The organism is Delftia acidovorans NBRC 14950 (assembly GCF_001598795.1).
GTDB lineage: Bacteria > Pseudomonadota > Gammaproteobacteria > Burkholderiales > Burkholderiaceae_C > Comamonas > Comamonas acidovorans.
This window is the reverse complement of record NZ_BCZP01000049.1, coordinates 1-17828: the sequence shown is the minus strand read 5'-3', so window position 1 is coordinate 17828 and position 17828 is coordinate 1. Positions and strand designations below refer to the sequence as shown.

Sequence of the window (17828 nt, the reverse complement as noted above, 5' to 3'; positions counted from 1 at the left end):
GAATGTCCGCGACCCTCCGCTTCGCTGCGGGCAACCTGCGTCGTGGCGGCTGCGGGGTTCGCCGTGAAACTCTCTTCGCGCTGCGCGCTACGTTCAAACATCACGGCGAGTCAGATCACGAAGCAAGCCTGTCCTTCGGCAGGCTTGCAACCCCGCAACCGCCACGCCGCAGGCGCTGACATACGGGGAGTTGGCTCGGGCCTTCGCTTCGCTCGGCCCGTTTTGTTCTTTTTAGCCCTCTGCTGTGAATCCCACGCGCTTGACGATGGGGCCCCATTTGGCGAGTTCGGACTGCAGCAGCGCGGCCAGTTCGGCGGGGGTGGAGGATTGGGCGTCCAGGCCGAAGGTGGCTAGGCTGTCCACCACGTCGGGCGTGGCCAGGGCCTTGCGCATGTGGCCGTTCAGGCGCTGCACGGTCTCGGCGGGGGTCTTGGCAGGCACGAAGAAGGCGAACCATTCGCTGTGCGCCATGTCCTTGTATCCCTGCTCCACCAGCGTGGGCACCTGGGGTGCGAAGCGGCTGCGCTTGGCGCCGCTGACGCCCAGGATGCGCATCTTGCCGCCGGCCAGGTGCTGCAGCATGTCGCCCACGGGGCCGCAGACGGCAGAGACGTTGCCGCCCAGCATGTCCAGCAGCGCCGGCTGGGTGCCGCGGTAGCCGGCGTGCTTGAAGTCCACGCCGGCATGCTGGCCCAGCAGGGCGCCGATGAAGTGCGGCGTGGAGCCGGGCGCGGGCGAGCCGAAGTTGGCGCCTGCTGGGTTGGCCTTGGCCCAGGCGAAGAATTCGGGCACGGTGGTCACGCTGGCGGGCACGGCGGGGCCGACGGCAAAGCCGAAGTCGAAGATGCAACCCACGGTGACTGGCGCCAGGTCGGCCACCGGGTCATAGGGCAGCTTCTTGTAGATGTGCGGGTAGATGGACAGCATGGACGTGGGCGTCTGCAGCAGGGTGGCGCCGTCTGCGGGCCGGCCCTTGACGTAGCTGATGGCGATCTGCCCGCCCGCGCCGGTGCGGTTTTCCACCACGGCGGTCTTGGCATAGCCCGACAGCTTGGTGCCCACGCGGCGGCAGATGGCGTCCGAGGTGCCTCCGGCCGCGAAGCCGGTGATGATGTTCAGGGTCTCGATGGGGCCCTGGGCCTGCGCCCAGGCCTGCTGGCCCAGGCTGGCCAGCAGCGCACCCGCTCCAGCGGTGCCCAGCCATTGGCGGCGGTCGATGTTCATGCGTATGTCTCCGGTTGAAATTGAAACTCTGAAAAAACAGTGGGGGAACAGCGGGGGGAAATGCGTGCCAGCCCGGCGGCTTCAACTGTCGTCGCGCAGCCAGACCACCTGGCCCGAATGCGTGACCGCGCCCTGGTGGGCCGGGCGCACGGTGAGCGCGTATTTTTCCAGCACGCCGCCCAGCGGCGGGGCCTGGCGGCGCGCGGCGGCTGATTGTTCCAGACGTGCGGCCAGTTCGGCCTCGCCGATTTCCACCGTGATGCTGCGCGCATCGGCGCGGGCGTCGATGGCAATGAGGTCGCCGTCGCGCAGCGCGGCAATGGGGCCGTTGTCGGCGGCCTCGGGGCCTGCGTAGCCGATGCACAGGCCGCGCGTGGCACCAGAGAAGCGCCCATCGGTCAGCAGGGCCACCTTGTCGCCCATGCCCTGGCCATACAGCAGCGCGGTGATGCCCAGCATCTCGCGCATGCCGGGGCTGCCGCGCGGGCCTTCGTTGCGGATGACGATGACATCGCCGGCCGCGTACTGCATGGCCTGCACGGCGGCCTGGGCCTGTTCCTCGGACTCGAAGACGCGCGCGGGGCCCCGGTGCACCAGGGTCTTGAGGCCGGCCGTCTTCAGCAACGCGCCATCGGGGCAGAGGTTGCCCTTGAGCACGGTCAGGCCACCGTCGCGCGTGATGGGATTGCCGGGCGTGCGCACCACCTCGCCATCGGGCGGCGCGGCATCGGCCAGTTCTTCGGCCAGGGTGCGGCCCGTGAAGGTGAGCGCATCGCCGTGGACAAAGCCCTGCTCCATCAGCGTGCGCAGGATCACGCCGGCGCCGCCGATGTAGTACACGTCGCGCGCCAGGAAGCGCCCGCCGGGGCGCAGGTCGGCGATCAGCGGCGTGCGCGCGAAGATCTCGGCCACGTCGTCCAGGTGGAAGCGAATGCCGGCCTCGTGCGCGATGGCCGGCAGGTGCAGGGCGGCATTGGTCGATCCGCCCGTGGCGCTGACCACGGCGCAGGCATTCTCCAGCGCCCGGCGCGTGATGATGTCGCGCGGCAGCGGGCCGCCGCCTTCGGCGCTGGCCCGCACGGCCTGCATGAGCTGGCGCGCGGCGCGGCGCATCAGCGGTGCGCGCTCGCTGAACACGGCGGGCACCATGCTGGAGCCGATGGGCGCCAGGCCCAGCGCCTCGCTCACCATGCCCATGGTGTTGGCCGTGAACTGGCCTGCGCAGGCGCCGGCCGTGGGCAGGCAGGCGCGGCTCATGGCCTCCAGGTCCTGCGCCGTGGCGGTGCCGGCCAGCACCTGGCCGATGGTCTCGTAGGTATCGACCACGTTCAGGTCGCGCCCGTGCACGCCGGGCGCCTGTCCCGGCAGGGCCGAGCCGCCATGCACGAAGACGCTGGGCACATTGCAGCGCACCATGCCCATCATCAGCCCCGGCAGGTTCTTGTCGCAGGCGCCGATGGCGAAGATGCCATCCCACTGGTGGCCGCGCACCGAAGCCTCCACGCTGTCGGCGATCAGCTCGCGCGAGACCAGCGAGAACCGCATGCCCGAATGCGCCATGGTCAGCCCGTCGCTGACCGACACCACCGGGCATTCATGCGGCGTACCGCCCCCGGCATAGATGCCGGTCTTGGCATGCTGGGCCTGGTCGCGCAGGTTGAGGTTGCAGGGGCTCATCTCCCCGCCCGTGTGGAACACGCCGATGTGCGGGCGCTCTATGTCTTCGTCGTCCTGGCCCAGGGCATGCAGGAAGCTGCGCGTGGTGGCACGGATGGTGCCGGAGCGGATCAGGGCGGAGCGAAAGGGCGTGGCCGCTGCCGGGCTGCTGCCGGTGGTGCTGGTGGTGCCGGCTGTGGTGGTGGAGGCGGTCAGCGATGCGGAGGCGCTGGACTCGGAAAAGACGTTGTCGGGGGAGGCAGGTTTCTTGTTCATACGCGGCACGGAAAACAGCCGCCCACCATAGCGGGGTCTGCGGATTTCCCTATGAGCATTTACACCAGATCGTGTCGCCCGGGAGTCGCCTGGGGGGCCGCCCTTCGGCGCCAGATGGACGGAAAAAAAGGCCCCGGAACAAACTTCCGGGGCCTCAAAACCGATGCCAGCCCGCGCTGCAGCGGACCAGGCATCGTGCACAACAACTGCGCTGTACTCGTGAATCAATCCATCCAACCGGCCCTTCAGCGCGGCACCAGAAACGTGCTGTGCGCCTGCTTGGAAAGCGCCGGGTCACCCACCGCCGTGGCCGTGATTTCCACGCCGTGCGAGCCAGGGCCGGCCGCGCCATAGGGCGCCTGCAGCCGCACCACGACCCAGCGGTCCTGGGCCGCGCCCACGTCCACCTCGGTCTCCGAAGCCACGCGCAGGCCTTCGATGCCCGAGGCCGACAGCACATAGCGCTGGTCCTGCTCCGTGGCATTGCCGATCTGCACGCGGTAGATGTTCTCGATCTGGCCGCCGGCCACGATGCGCGACAGCGTGCCCCGGTCGCGCACCACGTCCACCTTCAGCGGCGTGCGCAGCGCCAGGCTGGCCACCATGGCCGTGGAGATGGCCACCAGCGCCGTGCCGTAGATGAGCACGCGCGGGCGGAAGATGCGGCGCACCAGCTCGCTCTGGCGCCAGCCCCGGGCCACGCCGTTCTGCGTGGACAGGCGGATCAGCCCGCGCGGGTAATGCATGCGGTCCATGACGCTGTTGCAGGCGTCGATGCACAGGCCGCAGCCAATGCACTCGTACTGCAGGCCGTCGCGTATGTCGATACCCACCGGGCAGACCTGCACGCACAGCGTGCAGTCGATGCAGTCGCCAAGCCCCTGGGCCCGGTAGTCCACCCCCTTGTGGCGCGGGCCGCGCGATTCGCCGCGTGCGGTGTCGTAGGTGACGACCAGGGTGTCCTTGTCGAACATGGCGCTCTGGAAGCGCGCATAGGGGCACATGTGCTTGCAGACCTGCTCGCGCAGGAAGCCCGCGTTGCCGTAGGTGGCCAGCGCATAGAACAGCACCCAGAAGATCTGCCATGCGCCGGTCAGCGCCAGCACCTCGGGCAGCAGGCTGCGGATGGGCACGAAGTAGCCGACAAAGGTCAGCCCCGTCCACAGCGAGATCAGCAGCCACAGCGCATGCTTGCCGCCGCGCCGCGCGATCTTCTCCGCGCCCCAGCCGCTGCCGTCCAGCCGCAGCCGCGCGCTGCGGTCGCCCTCCAGCCGGCGCTCCACCCACATGAACAGCTCGGTGTAGACCGTCTGCGGGCAGGAAAAGCCGCACCACAGCCGTCCCGCCACCGTGGTAAACAGGAACAGCGCCAGCGCCGAGACGATGAGCAGCACGGCCAGGTAGATGAAGTCCTGCGGATACAGCAGCCAGCCGAAGACGTAGAAGCGCCGCTGCTCCAGGTCGAACAGCAGGGCCTGCCGGCCATGGATCTGCAGCCAGGGAATGCCATAGAAGAACAGCTGCGTGAGCCAGACCATGGCCCAGCGCCAATGGGTGAAGCGCCCCGTGATGGAGCGCGGCTGGATCTTCCTGCGCGATTCGAACAGCGGGGAATCCGCGCTGGCGTCGGTGATGGGAATCACCTTGCGTGGCGCGGGCCGCGGCCGGGGGGCTGCGGCGGTTTCATCGGGAAGCGGTTTCGGTCGTTCTGACATGCGGGGCCTTCGCCCCGGCCGGTGCGCCCTTGATGCGGGCTTGTCATGAATTGCCGGGGACTGCCTGGACTATGCCCAGCGCCCTGCCCCGGCGGTAGCAGCAGATGCAGCGGATTCGACCGTATCAGATGGCGGGTCAGGCCTGCGGCGAGCGCAGCGCCGCAACGGCAAGCCGCAGCCCCCACAGCACCAGGCACAGCCCCAGCAGCGCCGTCAGCGTGCCGATGCGCACATCGGCCTGGAGCACGCCCCAGCGGCTGAAGATCTCCGTCCAGTCATGGTCGCCCCCGCCCACCAGCGGCAGCACCTGGGCGCGCGCGTCCTTCATGTAGTGGGCCACGTTCATGAGGCTCTCTCCCAGCCACATCAGCGCGGCAATCCAGCCCGTGCGCTGGCCCTGCCTGTGGAAATGGCGCATGAACAGGGCCGGGAACAGCAGCTGGAACAGCGTGCCGCCGTAGACCGAGAGATGCTGCGAGAACAGGGCCACCAGCGGATGCCCGGCTTCGTGCAGTGCCAGGTTGGCGTTGTCCAGCAGCAGCAGCCAGTGACCCTGGCTGAAGAAGTGGCCCCAGATGATCCAGGCGGCAAAGGCCGTCAGCGCGATGGCGGCAGGCCGGGTGACCGGCTGCCACTCGATCTGCCCGTCCAGCGCATCGCCGCGCTTCATCGCGCCTGCCTTGCAGGTTGTGGGTGCGGATGCAGATGCAGATGCAGATGCGGGTGCGGGTGCTGGTGCGTTTGCGCACCAGGGCAAGGGGCAGGCAGGAAAGGCATGTCGGCAGGATTGGGCTAGGCAGCAATGGCAAGAGGATGGCAGGACTCTGGCCGCGATCTTCCCACGGCTCGCCGGAATGCCGTCCTGCGCCGCCATCCATGCACGCGAGGTTCTGGCACAGTCGGGCATCCGACTCTTCAAGCCAAGGAACGTCCGCACCATGAACCTGCGCCCCCTATTGCATGACCTTGTCCGCCAACATGGCCTGGACCGCAAGGCCGCCGTGCAGCTGTTTGCACTGGCGGGATTCGAGCAGGAACCGGCTGCGCTCAGAACCCGCCTGTGGCCCGTGGTGGCCTTGCTGGGCGCGGCGCTGGGCGGGCTGGGCATCGTACTGTGGATTGCCGCCAATTGGGAGAGCATGGGCCGCATGCAGCGCTTTGCCCTGCTGCAGGGCTTTGTGCTCGTGATGTGTCTTGGCGCGGCATGGCGCGCGGCGGCGCGCGTGCCGCTGTCGGTGCTGGCGCTGCTGGGCACGGGTGCGCTGTTCGCCTTTTTCGGGCAGACCTACCAGACGGGAGCGGACCCCTGGCAGCTGTTTGCGCTGTGGGCAGCGCTGACCCTGCCGCTGGCCCTGGCGGCGCGCAGCGATGGCGTCTGGGTGCCCTGGGTGGTGGTTGCCATGACGGGCATTGCGCTGTGGGCGCAGGCCCATACGCCGCAGTTCTGGGAGGTGGAGTCGCGCGACCTGGGCGTGCATGCCGTGGCCCTGGGCGCCGCCCTTGCCGTCACCGCGGTCATGGCACCGGCCCTGCGGCGCTTCACGGGCGCGGGGCTGTGGGCCTTGCGCGGCGCGGGCGCGCTGGCGCTGGCGATGATCACCTCAACAGCCATCAGCGGGCTGTTCCACAGCACGGTGGCGCCGCAGTACCCGCTGGGGCTGGTGCTGCTGGCAGGCGCGGCGGCGCTGGCGGGCCTGCGCAGGCATTTCGATATCTTTTTGCTCAGCGGTGCGGCGCTGGGCCTGAACGTGCTGCTGGTGTGCGGCCTGGTCTACCTGCTGCTGGAGAAACTGGGGGCGGACTTCACGGGCATGCTGCTGCTCGTCGGCCTGGGCGCTGCGTGCCTGCTGGCGGCCACGGTCAGCCTGGTGCTTCGAATGTCACGCAACGCGGAAGGAGGCCTTCAATGAGCCACGAACACGACACCCTGCTGCGCCAGGCCGTGGACCAGGGCATCCTGCCGCCTGCCGCCTTGCAGGACCGCCGCCCTGCCGACAACGACCGCCATTGGGCGGTGGTGCTGCTCACGGCGCTGGGCGCCTGGCTGGCCCTTCTGCCCTTGCTGATTCTGTTTGCGTTTGCCCTGTCCGACTGGATAGAGCGCGGCGCCGGGACCTATGTGATCGGCGCCATGATGCTGGCCGCAGCCGTGGCCGTGCTGCGCGCCGAGGAGCTGCCCGTCTTCCTGGAGCAGCTGGCCCTGCCGGCCATGCTGACCGGCGCAGGCCTGCTGGGCTTTGGCCTGGCGCGCGACCTGTCGGGGCAGGCTGCGGGCGCGATAGGCCTGGCCATTGCGCTGGCCTGCACGGCCGCCATTCCAAGGCCTTGGCTGCGCGTGCTGCTGGGCGCCGCCTGCGCGCTGCTGTTTTGCACCATGCTCTGGCCGGACAACGATCCATCCACCCTGTACGCAGGCCTGCCGACCTGGGTCATCGTGCATGCGGCGCTGCTGCTCTGGATGCTGCTGCTGGCAGCCCAGTGGCGCGCGCTGGGGCAGTCTGCGGCACAGACCCGCATGGCGGCGGCGCTGGAGCCCTTTGCCACGGGCTGGCTGCTGGCGGTGCTGGCTGGCCTGGCCTTTCTGTCCGGCAGGAGCTTCATGGTGGCCGGCGTGCTGGGCGGCGGCCTGGCGGGCGAGCTGGCGCAGGAAGCAGCCCCGAACATCTCCATGGGCGTTCTGACGCAGGCCGGCTCGGCCGTGCTGGCCCTGGCAGCCGCCTGGTTCGCCCAGCGCGCATGGCCCACGCTGCGGCAGCCGCGCGCCGCCGTGGCTGCCGTGGTGCTGGCCGTGCTGAGTGCCTTTCTGCCCTGGCTGGGCGCCTGCCTGCTGGCGCTGGCGGTGACCGGCACCAGCGGCCGCTGGCGGCAGGCCGCAGCGGCCGCCCTGGCTGCGGCCTGGATCGTGGGCAGCTTCTACTACCAGCTGGCCTGGCCATTGGCGACGAAGGCCATGGTGCTGGCCGGCTGCGGCGCCTTGCTGGGCCTGCTGGCCTGGGCAGGGCCGCGCGCCACAGCCCTGCCAGGCAGCGCGAAGACCGCCGCCGCATCGGGCGCCGTGCCCCTGCAGCGCTGGACGCCGTGGCTGGTGGTGCTGACGGCGGCCTGCACGCTGGCGGTGGCCAATATCGGTATTGCGCAGAAGGAACGCACCATCGCCCAGGGCCGCAAGGTGTTCGTGGAACTGGCGCCGGTGGACCCGCGCTCCCTGATGCAGGGCGACTACATGCGTTTGAACTTCCGCCTGCCTTCCGAGGACAGGGACGTGGAGAAAGAGAACCTGCGCGGCGGACGCCTCTACGCCATCGGCAAGCTCGATGAGCAGGGCGTGGTGCAGTGGCTGCGCACCGGCACGGCCAGCGAGCCGCTGGCGCCCGGCGAGCAGCGCTTTGAACTCACCCCGCGCGGCGGCCGGTGGACGCTGGTGACGGATGCCTGGTACTTCCGCGAAGGCGATGGCCAGCGCTGGGAGCAGGCCCGCTACGGCGAGTTCCGCGTGGAGCCCGACGGGCGTGCGCTGCTGGTGGGCATGGCTGACGCACAACTGCGCCCCATCGTCCCCTGAGCGCACCACGCAACTCACTCGAAACTGTCGCCCTCGGCCAGCGGCGCATGCCGGTAGCTGGCCGGCGTGCGGCTGAGCTTGACGGGCGCGCCCAGGCCCCGGTAGCCGCCCTCCATCTCCACCACCATCTCGCGGTGCAGGGTATGCGGGTGGTTGAGCGCGGCATCCACGCCCAGCACAGGCGCGGCGGGCACGCCGATGGCCATCAGCGCATCGGCCAGCGCGGGGCCGTCGCTGGCCTGCAAGGCCTGCTCCAGCAGCGGCTTGAGCGCATCGCGGTGGTGAGAACGCTGGCCGGCCGTGGCAAAGCGCTCGTCGGCCACCAGTTGCGGGCATCCCAGGTGCTCGCACAGCAGGCGGAACTGGCGGTCGTTGCCCACGGCCAAGAAGACCGGCGTGGTGCCCGTGGCAAAGCTGTCGTAGGGATAGATGTTGGGATGGGCGTTGCCCGAGCGCCCTGGCGTCCTGCCGCTCATGAACCAGTTGCCCGCATGCGGGTGCAGCAGCGAGATGCCGCTGTCGTACAGCGAGACATCGACCAGTTGGCCCAGGCCGCTGCGCTGGCGCTCCTGCAGCGCCAGCAGCACGCCGATGACACCGTTCATGCCCGTGACCATGTCCACCACGGGCAGGCCCACGCGCAGCGGATCGCCGCCAGCCTCGCCGTTGACGCTCATCAGCCCCGTCATGGCCTGGATGGCCGCGTCATAGCCGGGCCAGGCGCCCAGCGGGCCATCGGCGCCGAAGCCGCTGACGCGGCACCAGATGAGGCGCGGAAAGCGCTCGCGCACCTGCTCCCAGCCAATGCCCCATTTCTCCATGGTGCCGATCTTGAAGTTCTCCACCACCACGTCGGCCTGCTCCATCAGCGCCAGCACGGCCTGCTGGCCTTCGGGCTGGGACAGGTCCAGGAACTGCAGCCGCTTGTTGCGGTTCAGGCCGCGGTAGTAGGAGGACACACCGTCCTGGAACGGCGGCCCCCAGGCGCGCGTATCGTCGCCCTGCGGCGGCTCCACCTTGAGCACGTCGGCGCCGTGGTCGCCCAGGATCTGGCCGCACAGCGGGCCACCAAGAATGCGGGAGAGGTCGAGGACACGGATGCCCTGGAGCGCTCCCGCGCGTTGATTTGTGTTCATGGGGATACTCTCGTCAGTCGAGCTTCGCGCCGGAGGCATCGACCACGGCCTTCCATTTCGTGACCTCCTGCGCGATGAAGGTCGACAGCCCCGCTGGCGACAGATCCGATGCCGGCTCCAGCCCCTGGTCGGCAAAGGTCTTGCGGATGCGCTCGCTGCTCAGGGCCTTGCGGAACGCCGCGTTCAGCGTCTCGATGCGGTCGGCCGGCGTGCCGGCCGGTGCCACCACGCCGAAGAACACGCTCACGTCGTAGCCGGGCAGGCCCTGCTCGGCGATGGTGGGGATGTCGGGCATGGCCTGGGAGCGCTTTTCCGTGGCCACGCCAATGGCCTTGAACTTGCCGGCCTTGATGTAGGGCATGGCGGTGAGGATGTCGGTGAAGGTCATGTTCACCTGCCCCGCCAGCAGGTCATTGAGCGCGGGCCCCGTGCCCTTGTAGGGGATGTGCTGCAGCGAGGTGCCGGCCATCTTGTTGAACAGCACGCCCGCCAGGTGCGACGAGGCACCATTGCCCGAGGACGCATAGTCCAGGCTGCCCGGCTTGGCCTTGTCCTGCGCAATCAGCTCCTGCACGGTGGTGGCCTTGGTCGCTGGGTTGACCACCAGCACGTTGGGCAGGTGGCCCACGCGGATGATGGGCGCGAAGCTGGTCTGCGGGTCGTAGTTGATCTTGCGGTACAGGTGCTTGTTGATGGCCAGCGGCCCCGAGGTGCCGAACATGATGGTGTAGCCGTCGGGCCTGGCGCGGGCCACGAAGTCGGCGCCGATGTTGCCGCCCGCACCGGCCTTGTTCTCCACGATCACGCTCTGGCCCAGCGTCTCGGTCAGCGATATCGCCAGCGTGCGGGCCATGGCGTCCGTGGGCCCGCCGGGCGGGAAGGGAACGACGAAGCTGATGGGCCGCTCGGGAAAGCGTTCGGCCAGGGCGGCGGCCGGCAGCGCGGCGGTGGCGGCGAGCGCACAGGCCCACAGGAATCGGCGTTTCTGGAAGGACGGCTTCGGGTCAGTGCAAGGCATGGTGTTTGTCTCCGGTACTTGTGCGGTCATCCCTGTGGACGGGATGTGTGTTCTGGGTCGGTGCGGTCGATGGGCTCAGCGTGTCCAGCCTTCGGGCAGGTCGCCTGCCGCCAGCGGGTCGCGCGGCAGCACGCGGTGCAGCAGCACCAGCTGGGCCCAGCGCATGCGTTCGGCACTGCGTGTGCACGAGGCCTCCCAGGCCATGGCCGTGGCCGTGAAGCAGTGGTACAGGCCCGAGGCGGCGGCGCGCGCCAGGCGGTCACCGCCCTCCTCGGCCGCGCGCAGGGCCAGGGCCGCAGCCTTGTCCATGCTGGCCGACAGCGCGGCCTTGAAGTCCGTGGCCGCCTCGGTCTGGGCCAGCAGCTGGGCCGCGTGGTCGCGCAGCACGGGCAGCGAGCCTTCGCGCTTGATGGCGCGGATCACGTCCAGCGCCACGATGTTGCTGGTGCCTTCCCAGATCGATCCCAGGTGGGAGTCGCGCACCAGGCGCGGATCGCTCCATTCCTCGATGTAGCCGCATCCGCCGCGCACTTCCATGGCGTCGCCCGTGACCTTGCGCGCATCGCGGCAGGCGCGGAACTTGATCATGGGCGTGAGGATGCGCAGCAGCGCGTAGGCGCCGTCTTCGCCTGCGTCCGAACGCTGCAGCGCCTGGGCCGTCTGCAGCACCATGGTGCGGGCCTGCTCGGAGTAGATGCGCAGCTTGTCGAGCTGGCGTTGCATCAGCGGCATGTCCTGCAGGGCCTTGCCGAAGGCGCGGCGCTCGCGCGCCACGTACTCGGCCTCGGCCACGGCGCGGCGCATCAGCCCGGCCGAGCGCACGCCGTTGGACAGGCGCGAGTTGTTCACCATGTCGGCCATCTGCACAAAGCCCCGGCCCTGCTCGCCCACCAGGTAGGCGACGGCGCCGTCGAGCACGATCTCGCCGCTGGCCATGGAGCGCGTGCCCAGCTTGTGCTTGAGGCGCACGATGCGGTAGTGGTTGGCCGAGCCATCGTCCAGCCGGCGCGGCAGCAGGAACAGCGAGATGCCCTTCATGCCCGCGGGCGCGCCCTCCACGCGCGCCAGCACCATGGCGAAGTCGGCATCGGGGTTGGAGCAGAACCACTTGTCGCCCGACAGGCGCCAGCTGCCGTCGGCGGCCGGGCGGGCCAGCGTCTGGGTGTTGGAGATGTCGGAGCCGGCCGCCTGCTCGGTCATGAACATGGCGCCCTGGGCCTGGTCCTCGAAGCGCAGCTGCGTCATGCGCGGCCAGTACTTCTCGACCAGGGCCGGCTCGCCGTACTTGCGCAGCGTGCGCGCCAGCGAGTCCGTCATGGACAGCGGGCAGCACAGGCCGAACTCGGCCTGCACGAACAGATAGGTCAGCGCGTACTTGGCCAGCGGCGGCAGCTTGCCATCCCAGCCCAGTACGCCCGTGCGGTGTGACATGACGGCCAGGCCGAACTCGCCATAGGCAATGCGCTCCATCTCCACATAGGCCGGGTGCTTGACGATGCGCTGCGCATCGCGCCCTGTGCGGTCACGGTGCTCCAGCTCGGGCGGGTTGCGGTCGGCGGTCAGTGCCCATTCATCGATCTCGCGGCCGGCCAGGGCGCCCATGCGCTCCAGATGGGGCTGCAGGTGCGCGTTCACCTCAGGCGGCAGGTACAGCGCCAGCAGCGGCTGCAACTGCGAATCGGTGGTGTACAGGTTGCTGCCGTGGCGGTCGGGCACGGCCTGGAAAGGCTGGGCGGGGGAAGACTGCATGGCGGCCAGCGCCTGCGGTTCGGGTTTCATGGTCTGTCTCCTGTGCGGGAACCGGGCCCGGGCGCATGGGCTCCGGGTCTTGGGGATGCCCCCATTCTTGGAAACAGTCCTATTCGAGTCAAATATCGATAACGTATTGATCAATAGTCAAACCGGATAGAACACCATGGAGCTGAGACAACTGAGGTACTTTCTGGTGCTGGCCGAGGAGCTGCACTTCAGCCGCGCAGCCCAGCGCCTGTCCATCTCCCAGCCGCCGCTGAGCGTGGCCATCCGCCAGCTGGAGGAAGAGTTGGGCGCCCAGCTGTTCGAGCGCACCAGCAAGGAGGTGCGGCTCACGGCCGCCGGCAAGCACCTGCGCGTGCAGGCCCAGGACATCATGGAACAGGCCCAGCGCGTGCGTCAGGACATGCGCGCCATCGCCGACGGCGTGCAGGGCCGCATCCGGCTGGGCTTTGTGGGTTCGGCCATCTACCGCGGGCTGCCCGAGGCGCTGGAGAGCTTTCGCGCCCGGCACCCGCTGGTGCGCATCGACATGCTGGAGCTCAACAGCGCCGAGCAGATCGCCTCCCTGCAGCAGGAGCGGCTGGACCTGGGCCTGCTGCACGCCACGCGCCCCGCGCCCGGCCTGCAATCACACACCCTGGTGAGCGAGCCCTTCATGGCCTGCCTGCCCGCAGGCCATGCGCTGGCCGGCCAGCGCACGCTGCAGGTGCGCCAGCTGGCGGGCGAGCGCATGGTGCTGTTCTCGCGCCAGGTCTCGCCCGACTACCACCAGCAGATCTGGCAGATCTGCCAGAGCGAGGGCTTCACGCCCGACCTGCACCACGAGGTGCGGCACTGGCTGTCGGTGCTGTCCATGGTGTCGCTGGGCCAGGGCGTGTCCCTGGTTCCGTCCTGCCTGCAGCGCGTGGGCTTTCCGGGGCTGGCCTTCGTGCCCATCCAGGGCCGGCACCCGCAGTCGCAGATGCAGGCCATGTGGCACCCGGGCCATGTGCAGCCCCTGGTCGAATCGCTGCTGGCCCATCTGCGCGACAGCGTGGGCAGGCTGGGACAGCAGCCCTAAACGCCACACCCTTGCTCAGTTCACTATGTCCAAAACTGGCGTGGCCCAAAAGCGAGGGACACCGAGCAAGGGCCGCCCCGCCGCCAGGGTGTCGTCCCCCTTCCAGGGGGAAGCCGCATAGCGGCTCAGGGGGTTTCCAACTTCATTCAAGGAGCTGCCTGAGAACGTACGGCAGGATGCCGCCGTGCCGGTAGTAGTCCACCTCGATGGGCGTGTCGATGCGCAGCTTGACCACCACTGTCTGCTTGCTGCCATCGGCACGCGTGATCACCAGCTGGGCCTCGCTTTGCGGTGCCAGGTCGGCGGCGGGAATCACTTCCACGAACTCCTCGCCCGTCAGGCCCAGGGTCTGCCAGCTGTCCGTGCCCAGGAACTGCAGCGGCAGCACGCCCATGCCCACCAGGTTGGAGCGGTGGATGCGCTCGAAGCTGCGCGCCACCACGGCCTTGATGCCCAACAGCTGCGTGCCCTTGGCGGCCCAGTCGCGGCTCGATCCCGTGCCGTATTCCTCGCCCGCGAAGATCACGGTGGCGCGGCCTTCGGCCTGGTACTTCATGGCCGCGTCGTAGATGGGCATCTTGGTGACCTGGCCCGTGCCGTCGCGGTACAGCGTCAGGCCGCCCTCCTCGCGCGAGCCATCGGCCTGCGCCGGAATCATCAGGTTCTTGATGCGCACGTTGGCAAAGGTGCCGCGCATCATCACCTCATGGTTGCCGCGCCGCGAGCCGTAGCTGTTGAAGTCGGCCTTTTGCACGCCGTGGGCCAGCAGCCACTGGCCTGCGGGCGAGCTTTCCTTGATGGAGCCGGCCGGCGAGATGTGGTCGGTGGTGATGGAGTCGCCGAACAGCGCCATCACGCGCGCGCCGTGCACCATGTAGGGGTTGGAGCCTTCGGCGCCGGCGGCGGGCGCTTCCAGCTCAAGCCGGAAGCCGTCGAAGAACGGCGGCTCGGCAATGTAGGTACTCTCGGGCCAGGTATAGGTGGCGCCCGTCACGCCGTGGATCTTTTCCCAGAGCTTGCCGGGCTCGGAGCGCACCTTCTCGTAGTTCTCGCGGAAGGCCTTGCCGTTCATGGCGTACTTCATCAGCGCATGGATCTCTTCGCTGGTCGGCCAGATGTCGCCCAGGTAGATGTCACGGCCGTTCTTGCCCTGGCCCACGGGCTCGGTCATCAGGTCGCGGCGCACCGTGCCGGCAATGGCATAGGCCACGACCAGGGGCGGGCTGGCCAGGAAGTTGGCCTTGATGTTGGGGTGGATGCGCGCCTCGAAGTTGCGGTTGCCCGACAGTACGGCCGCGCAGACCAGGTCGTTGCTGGTGATGGCCTCGTTGAGCTCCGGCGTGAGGTCGCCCGCGTTGCCGATGCAGGTGGTGCAGCCGTAGCCGGCCAGCGCAAAGCCCAGCTTTTCCAGGTAGGGCAGCAGGCCGGCTTCCGTCAAATACTCGGTCACCACGCGCGAGCCCGGCGCCAGAGAGGTCTTGATGTGCGGCTGCACCGTGAGCCCGGCCTTCACCGCCTTCTTGGCCAGCAGGCCGGCGGCCAGCATCACGCTGGGGTTGGAGGTGTTGGTGCAGCTGGTGATGGCGGCAATCAGCACGTCGCCGTTGGCGATGCTCAGGCGCTTGGGCGGCGTGGGGGCATCGACCGGTGCCTCGCTGTGGGCGGCCTCCAGCTTGGGCTTGTTGGCCTCCATCTCGGCCAGCGAGCGCTGCGCGCCGGGCGGATGGGCCGGCGTCTCGGGCGCCACCTCGCCCTCGCCGCCACCGCCTACGCGAAAGCTCCGGCCCAGCCGTTCGATCGGCTGGTTGAACCCGTTGTGCGCCGCAGGGGCGCTGAACAGCTCATCGAACTTGGACGACACATTGCCCAGCTCGATGCGGTCCTGCGGGCGCTTGGGTCCGGCCAGGCTGGGCGCCACCGTGCCCAGGTCCAGGCGCACCACATGCGAGTAGTCGATCTCGCCGGCGGCCGGCACGCCGAACAGTTCCTGTGCGCGGAAATAGCCCTCGAAGGCCTCGATCTCGGCCTTGCTGCGGCCCGTGCCCTTGAAGTAGTCGATGGTTTTTTCATCGACGGGGAAAAAGCCCATGGTGGCGCCGTACTCGGGCGCCATGTTGCCGATGGTGGCGCGGTCGGGCAGCGCCAGGCTGCGCGTGCCTTCGCCGAAGAACTCCACGAACTTGCCCACCACCTTCTCGCGGCGCAGAATCTCGGTCACCGACAGCACCAGGTCGGTGGCCGTCACGCCCTCGCGCAGCTGGCCCGACAGCTCGAAGCCCACCACATCGGGCGTGAGGAAGTACACGGGCTGGCCCAGCATGGCCGCCTCGGCCTCGATGCCGCCCACGCCCCAGCCCACCACGCCGATGCCGTTGATCATGGTCGTGTGGCTGTCCGTGCCCACCAGGGTGTCGGGGTAGTGCACGCCGTCCTTGGTCTTGTGCACGCCGCGCGCCAGGTACTCCAGGTTCACCTGGTGGACGATGCCGAAGCCCGGCGGCACCACGCCGAAGGTGTCGAAGGCCTGCATGCCCCACTTCATGAACTGGTAGCGCTCCTTGTTGCGCTGGAACTCCAGCTTCATGTTCAGGTCCAGCGCCTTCTTGGTGCCGAAGTAGTCCACCATGATGGAGTGGTCAACCACCAGGTCCACGGGCACCAGCGGCTCGATGGACTTGGGCTTCTTGCCCAGTCTGGCGGCCGTGCTGCGCATGGCGGCCAGGTCGGCCAGCAGCGGCACGCCCGTGAAGTCCTGCAGCACCACGCGCGATACCACGAAGGGGATCTCGTCCACGCGCTCGGCCTGGGGCTTCCAGTTCGCCAGTTGCTCCACATGCTCGCGCGTCACCTTGTTGCCATCGCAGTTGCGCAGCACGGACTCCAGCACGATGCGCAGCGACACGGGCAATCGCCGGACCTGTGGATATTGCCTTGCCAGTTCAGGCAGGGAGAAGAACTTGCCCTTCTTGCCCCCCGCCGCAGCAAAGGACTTGAGGGTGTTTTCATATTCGTGGCGCATCGTGAGACTCCTGGATGAAACTCTGGGAAGGCACATGCGCGCCGCCTTTTTCCGGGCTGCTGGGCATGTACCAAGACTCTGATTTCCATTGTGCCCAGAAGTGCCCGCGGATGCTGTGGTCCATTGGCGATAGTCACACGCGGACAACGCTGTCCGCGCGGCAAAAGCGGCAGGCTTTCACGGGGCTGTCATCGAACCGGCCAGCGAAGCCCTGCTGCGCCACAACCCCGCGCACTGCAGATCGCCCAGCGCCACGCCGATGGCCGCCTGGCCCAGCACCCATGCCCAGCCTGCGGGCGCAGGCTCCAGCACGCCGCTGTACAGCACCACCCCGCATGCCAGGGCCCAGCCGAAGTTGCCGAACACGGCAAGCGCCACCAGCCCCCTGCTGCGCGGCATGCGGCACGCGCCCCAGCCCGCCACGCAGGCCCAGGCCAGCAAGAAGCACCCCGTGCCCAGCAGCAGCGCCTGCGGCAAGCCCGTGACAACGGCCAGCGGCTGCGCAAAGGCCAGCTGCACCGCACCGGCCGCGGCGCAGCAGATGGCGTCGGCACAGGGTGCGGGGCAGGAAACGGGCATGGGAAAACATCGGCATCAGCACTCCTTGTGGATTGCCGGGCATGCACCTCGCAAGCCGGCCCCACCGATGCTCCGCCGCCACCACCCCCGAGTCGATGACCTGCCAGGTCATACCAGCCCCGCTGGAGCAACTCCAGTCGCTATGCCACAATCCGCACCAGCCCCCTGTTAAGGGGCCGGTGCTTGAAAACACCTTTGAAGAATAGCGGAGCGGCCTCCCCGATAGCGAGGCCTTGTCACGTCTGATTTGCTTGGATCGTGGGCGCTTGCCTGCATCCGAACTGTTTGGGACGGGATGGGGCTCACCGCAAGGCTGCCCGCACGACTATTCTCGTGTTTTCAACATCCCGTCCACCATTGCTGTGCTTGAAAACCCGGCCTGGTGGTTCAGTCTCGAATAGGAGCACGGAACCATGTACATCGCATCCATCTCGATGGCCCGCCTCACCTTTGCACGGAGAGCCGAGCCATGACACCCAGACCCCCACCAGGCGCCGAGCATTTCACCCAGGTCGTGACCGAGGTGGACCGCCTGGTGCAGCAAGGCTGTGCCGAAATCTCGGCGCTCTCCCGCATGGTCCTGCTGTGGCTGAAAACGCCCGAAACCAGCAACCGCCTGGACGTGCTCGCCAGCGCCCTGCGCACCATCCGCAGCAGCGCCGACATGCTGGCCAGCGAAACCAGCGGCGAAGTCGTCGCCGTGGGCTGCTCCCACTACGTCAAAAGCAGCGCCCCCCTGAACCGGGCCGAGCGCAGCAAAGGCCCGAGCCCACTCCCCGTATATCAGCGCCTGCGTCGGGCCGCCTGCGGGGTTGCAGTCCTGCCGAA

Annotated in this window: 13 protein-coding genes; 4 read left to right on the top strand and 9 right to left on the bottom strand. The window is 68.7% G+C overall.

Annotated elements, in window-relative coordinates; genetic code table 11:
• Positions 1 to 231: 231 nt before the first annotated feature.
• The 4 genes from DA1_RS28755 to DA1_RS28740 all read right to left on the bottom strand — a co-directional run bounded on the left by DA1_RS28755 (position 232) and on the right by DA1_RS28740 (position 5541).
• Positions 232 to 1224 carry a Bug family tripartite tricarboxylate transporter substrate binding protein gene (locus DA1_RS28755; protein WP_012204371.1) on the bottom strand — a complete coding sequence of 331 codons (993 nt, stop codon included), beginning with the start codon at positions 1222 to 1224 and terminating at the stop codon, positions 232 to 234.
• Positions 1225 to 1305: 81 nt separating this feature from the next.
• A complete protein-coding gene (gene ilvD / locus DA1_RS28750) occupies positions 1306 to 3156 on the bottom strand; it encodes a dihydroxy-acid dehydratase (protein ID WP_034391517.1) in 1851 nt (616 codons plus the stop codon).
• Between the two features lie 245 nt (positions 3157 to 3401).
• A complete protein-coding gene (gene ccoG, locus DA1_RS28745) occupies positions 3402 to 4871 on the bottom strand; it encodes a cytochrome c oxidase accessory protein CcoG (RefSeq protein WP_051940588.1) in 1470 nt (489 codons plus the stop codon).
• A gap of 136 nt (positions 4872 to 5007) precedes the next feature.
• Positions 5008 to 5541, bottom strand: a complete 534-nt coding sequence (locus tag DA1_RS28740; protein WP_012204368.1) for a hypothetical protein — start codon at positions 5539 to 5541, stop codon at positions 5008 to 5010.
• Positions 5542 to 5809: 268 nt separating this feature from the next.
• On the opposite strand from DA1_RS28740, the gene DA1_RS28735 reads away from it, so the two are divergent.
• Positions 5810 to 6781 (top strand): DUF2157 domain-containing protein, encoded by a 972-nt coding sequence (locus DA1_RS28735; RefSeq protein ID WP_034398293.1) that lies wholly within the window; start codon positions 5810 to 5812, stop codon positions 6779 to 6781.
• Positions 6778 to 8433, top strand: a complete 1656-nt coding sequence (locus DA1_RS28730; protein ID WP_034391513.1) for a GDYXXLXY domain-containing protein — start codon at positions 6778 to 6780, stop codon at positions 8431 to 8433. The genes DA1_RS28735 and DA1_RS28730 overlap by 4 nt, the downstream gene beginning before the upstream one ends.
• A gap of 14 nt (positions 8434 to 8447) precedes the next feature.
• On the opposite strand, the gene DA1_RS28725 is transcribed toward DA1_RS28730, so the two are convergent.
• The 3 genes from DA1_RS28725 to DA1_RS28715 all read right to left on the bottom strand — a co-directional run bounded on the left by DA1_RS28725 (position 8448) and on the right by DA1_RS28715 (position 12366).
• Positions 8448 to 9569: a CaiB/BaiF CoA transferase family protein gene (locus DA1_RS28725; RefSeq protein WP_034391511.1), complete on the bottom strand. Its 1122-nt coding sequence runs from the start codon at positions 9567 to 9569 to the stop codon at positions 8448 to 8450.
• A 13-nt stretch (positions 9570 to 9582) separates the two neighbouring features.
• Positions 9583 to 10587 carry a Bug family tripartite tricarboxylate transporter substrate binding protein gene (locus tag DA1_RS28720; protein WP_034391509.1) on the bottom strand — a complete coding sequence of 335 codons (1005 nt, stop codon included), beginning with the start codon at positions 10585 to 10587 and terminating at the stop codon, positions 9583 to 9585.
• Positions 10588 to 10662: 75 nt separating this feature from the next.
• Entirely contained in the window at positions 10663 to 12366 is a 1704-nt protein-coding gene (locus DA1_RS28715; RefSeq protein WP_034391507.1) for an acyl-CoA dehydrogenase family protein, read from the bottom strand.
• A gap of 136 nt (positions 12367 to 12502) precedes the next feature.
• Between DA1_RS28715 and DA1_RS28710 the strand changes: the two genes are divergently transcribed.
• Positions 12503 to 13402, top strand: coding sequence for a LysR substrate-binding domain-containing protein (locus DA1_RS28710; protein ID WP_013803426.1), 900 nt, complete (start codon positions 12503 to 12505; stop codon positions 13400 to 13402).
• 142 nt (positions 13403 to 13544) lie between these two features.
• Here DA1_RS28710 and DA1_RS28705 read toward each other — a convergent pair whose 3' ends face one another.
• Positions 13545 to 16421 carry an aconitate hydratase gene (locus tag DA1_RS28705; protein ID WP_034391505.1) on the bottom strand — a complete coding sequence of 959 codons (2877 nt, stop codon included), beginning with the start codon at positions 16419 to 16421 and terminating at the stop codon, positions 13545 to 13547.
• Positions 16422 to 16598: 177 nt separating this feature from the next.
• A complete protein-coding gene (locus tag DA1_RS28700; RefSeq protein ID WP_230590737.1) occupies positions 16599 to 17000 on the bottom strand; it encodes a hypothetical protein in 402 nt (133 codons plus the stop codon).
• A gap of 469 nt (positions 17001 to 17469) precedes the next feature.
• Here DA1_RS28700 and DA1_RS28695 point away from each other — a divergent pair.
• Positions 17470 to 17828 (top strand): hypothetical protein (locus tag DA1_RS28695; protein ID WP_255288217.1); only part of this gene is annotated, 359 nt, incomplete at its 3' end.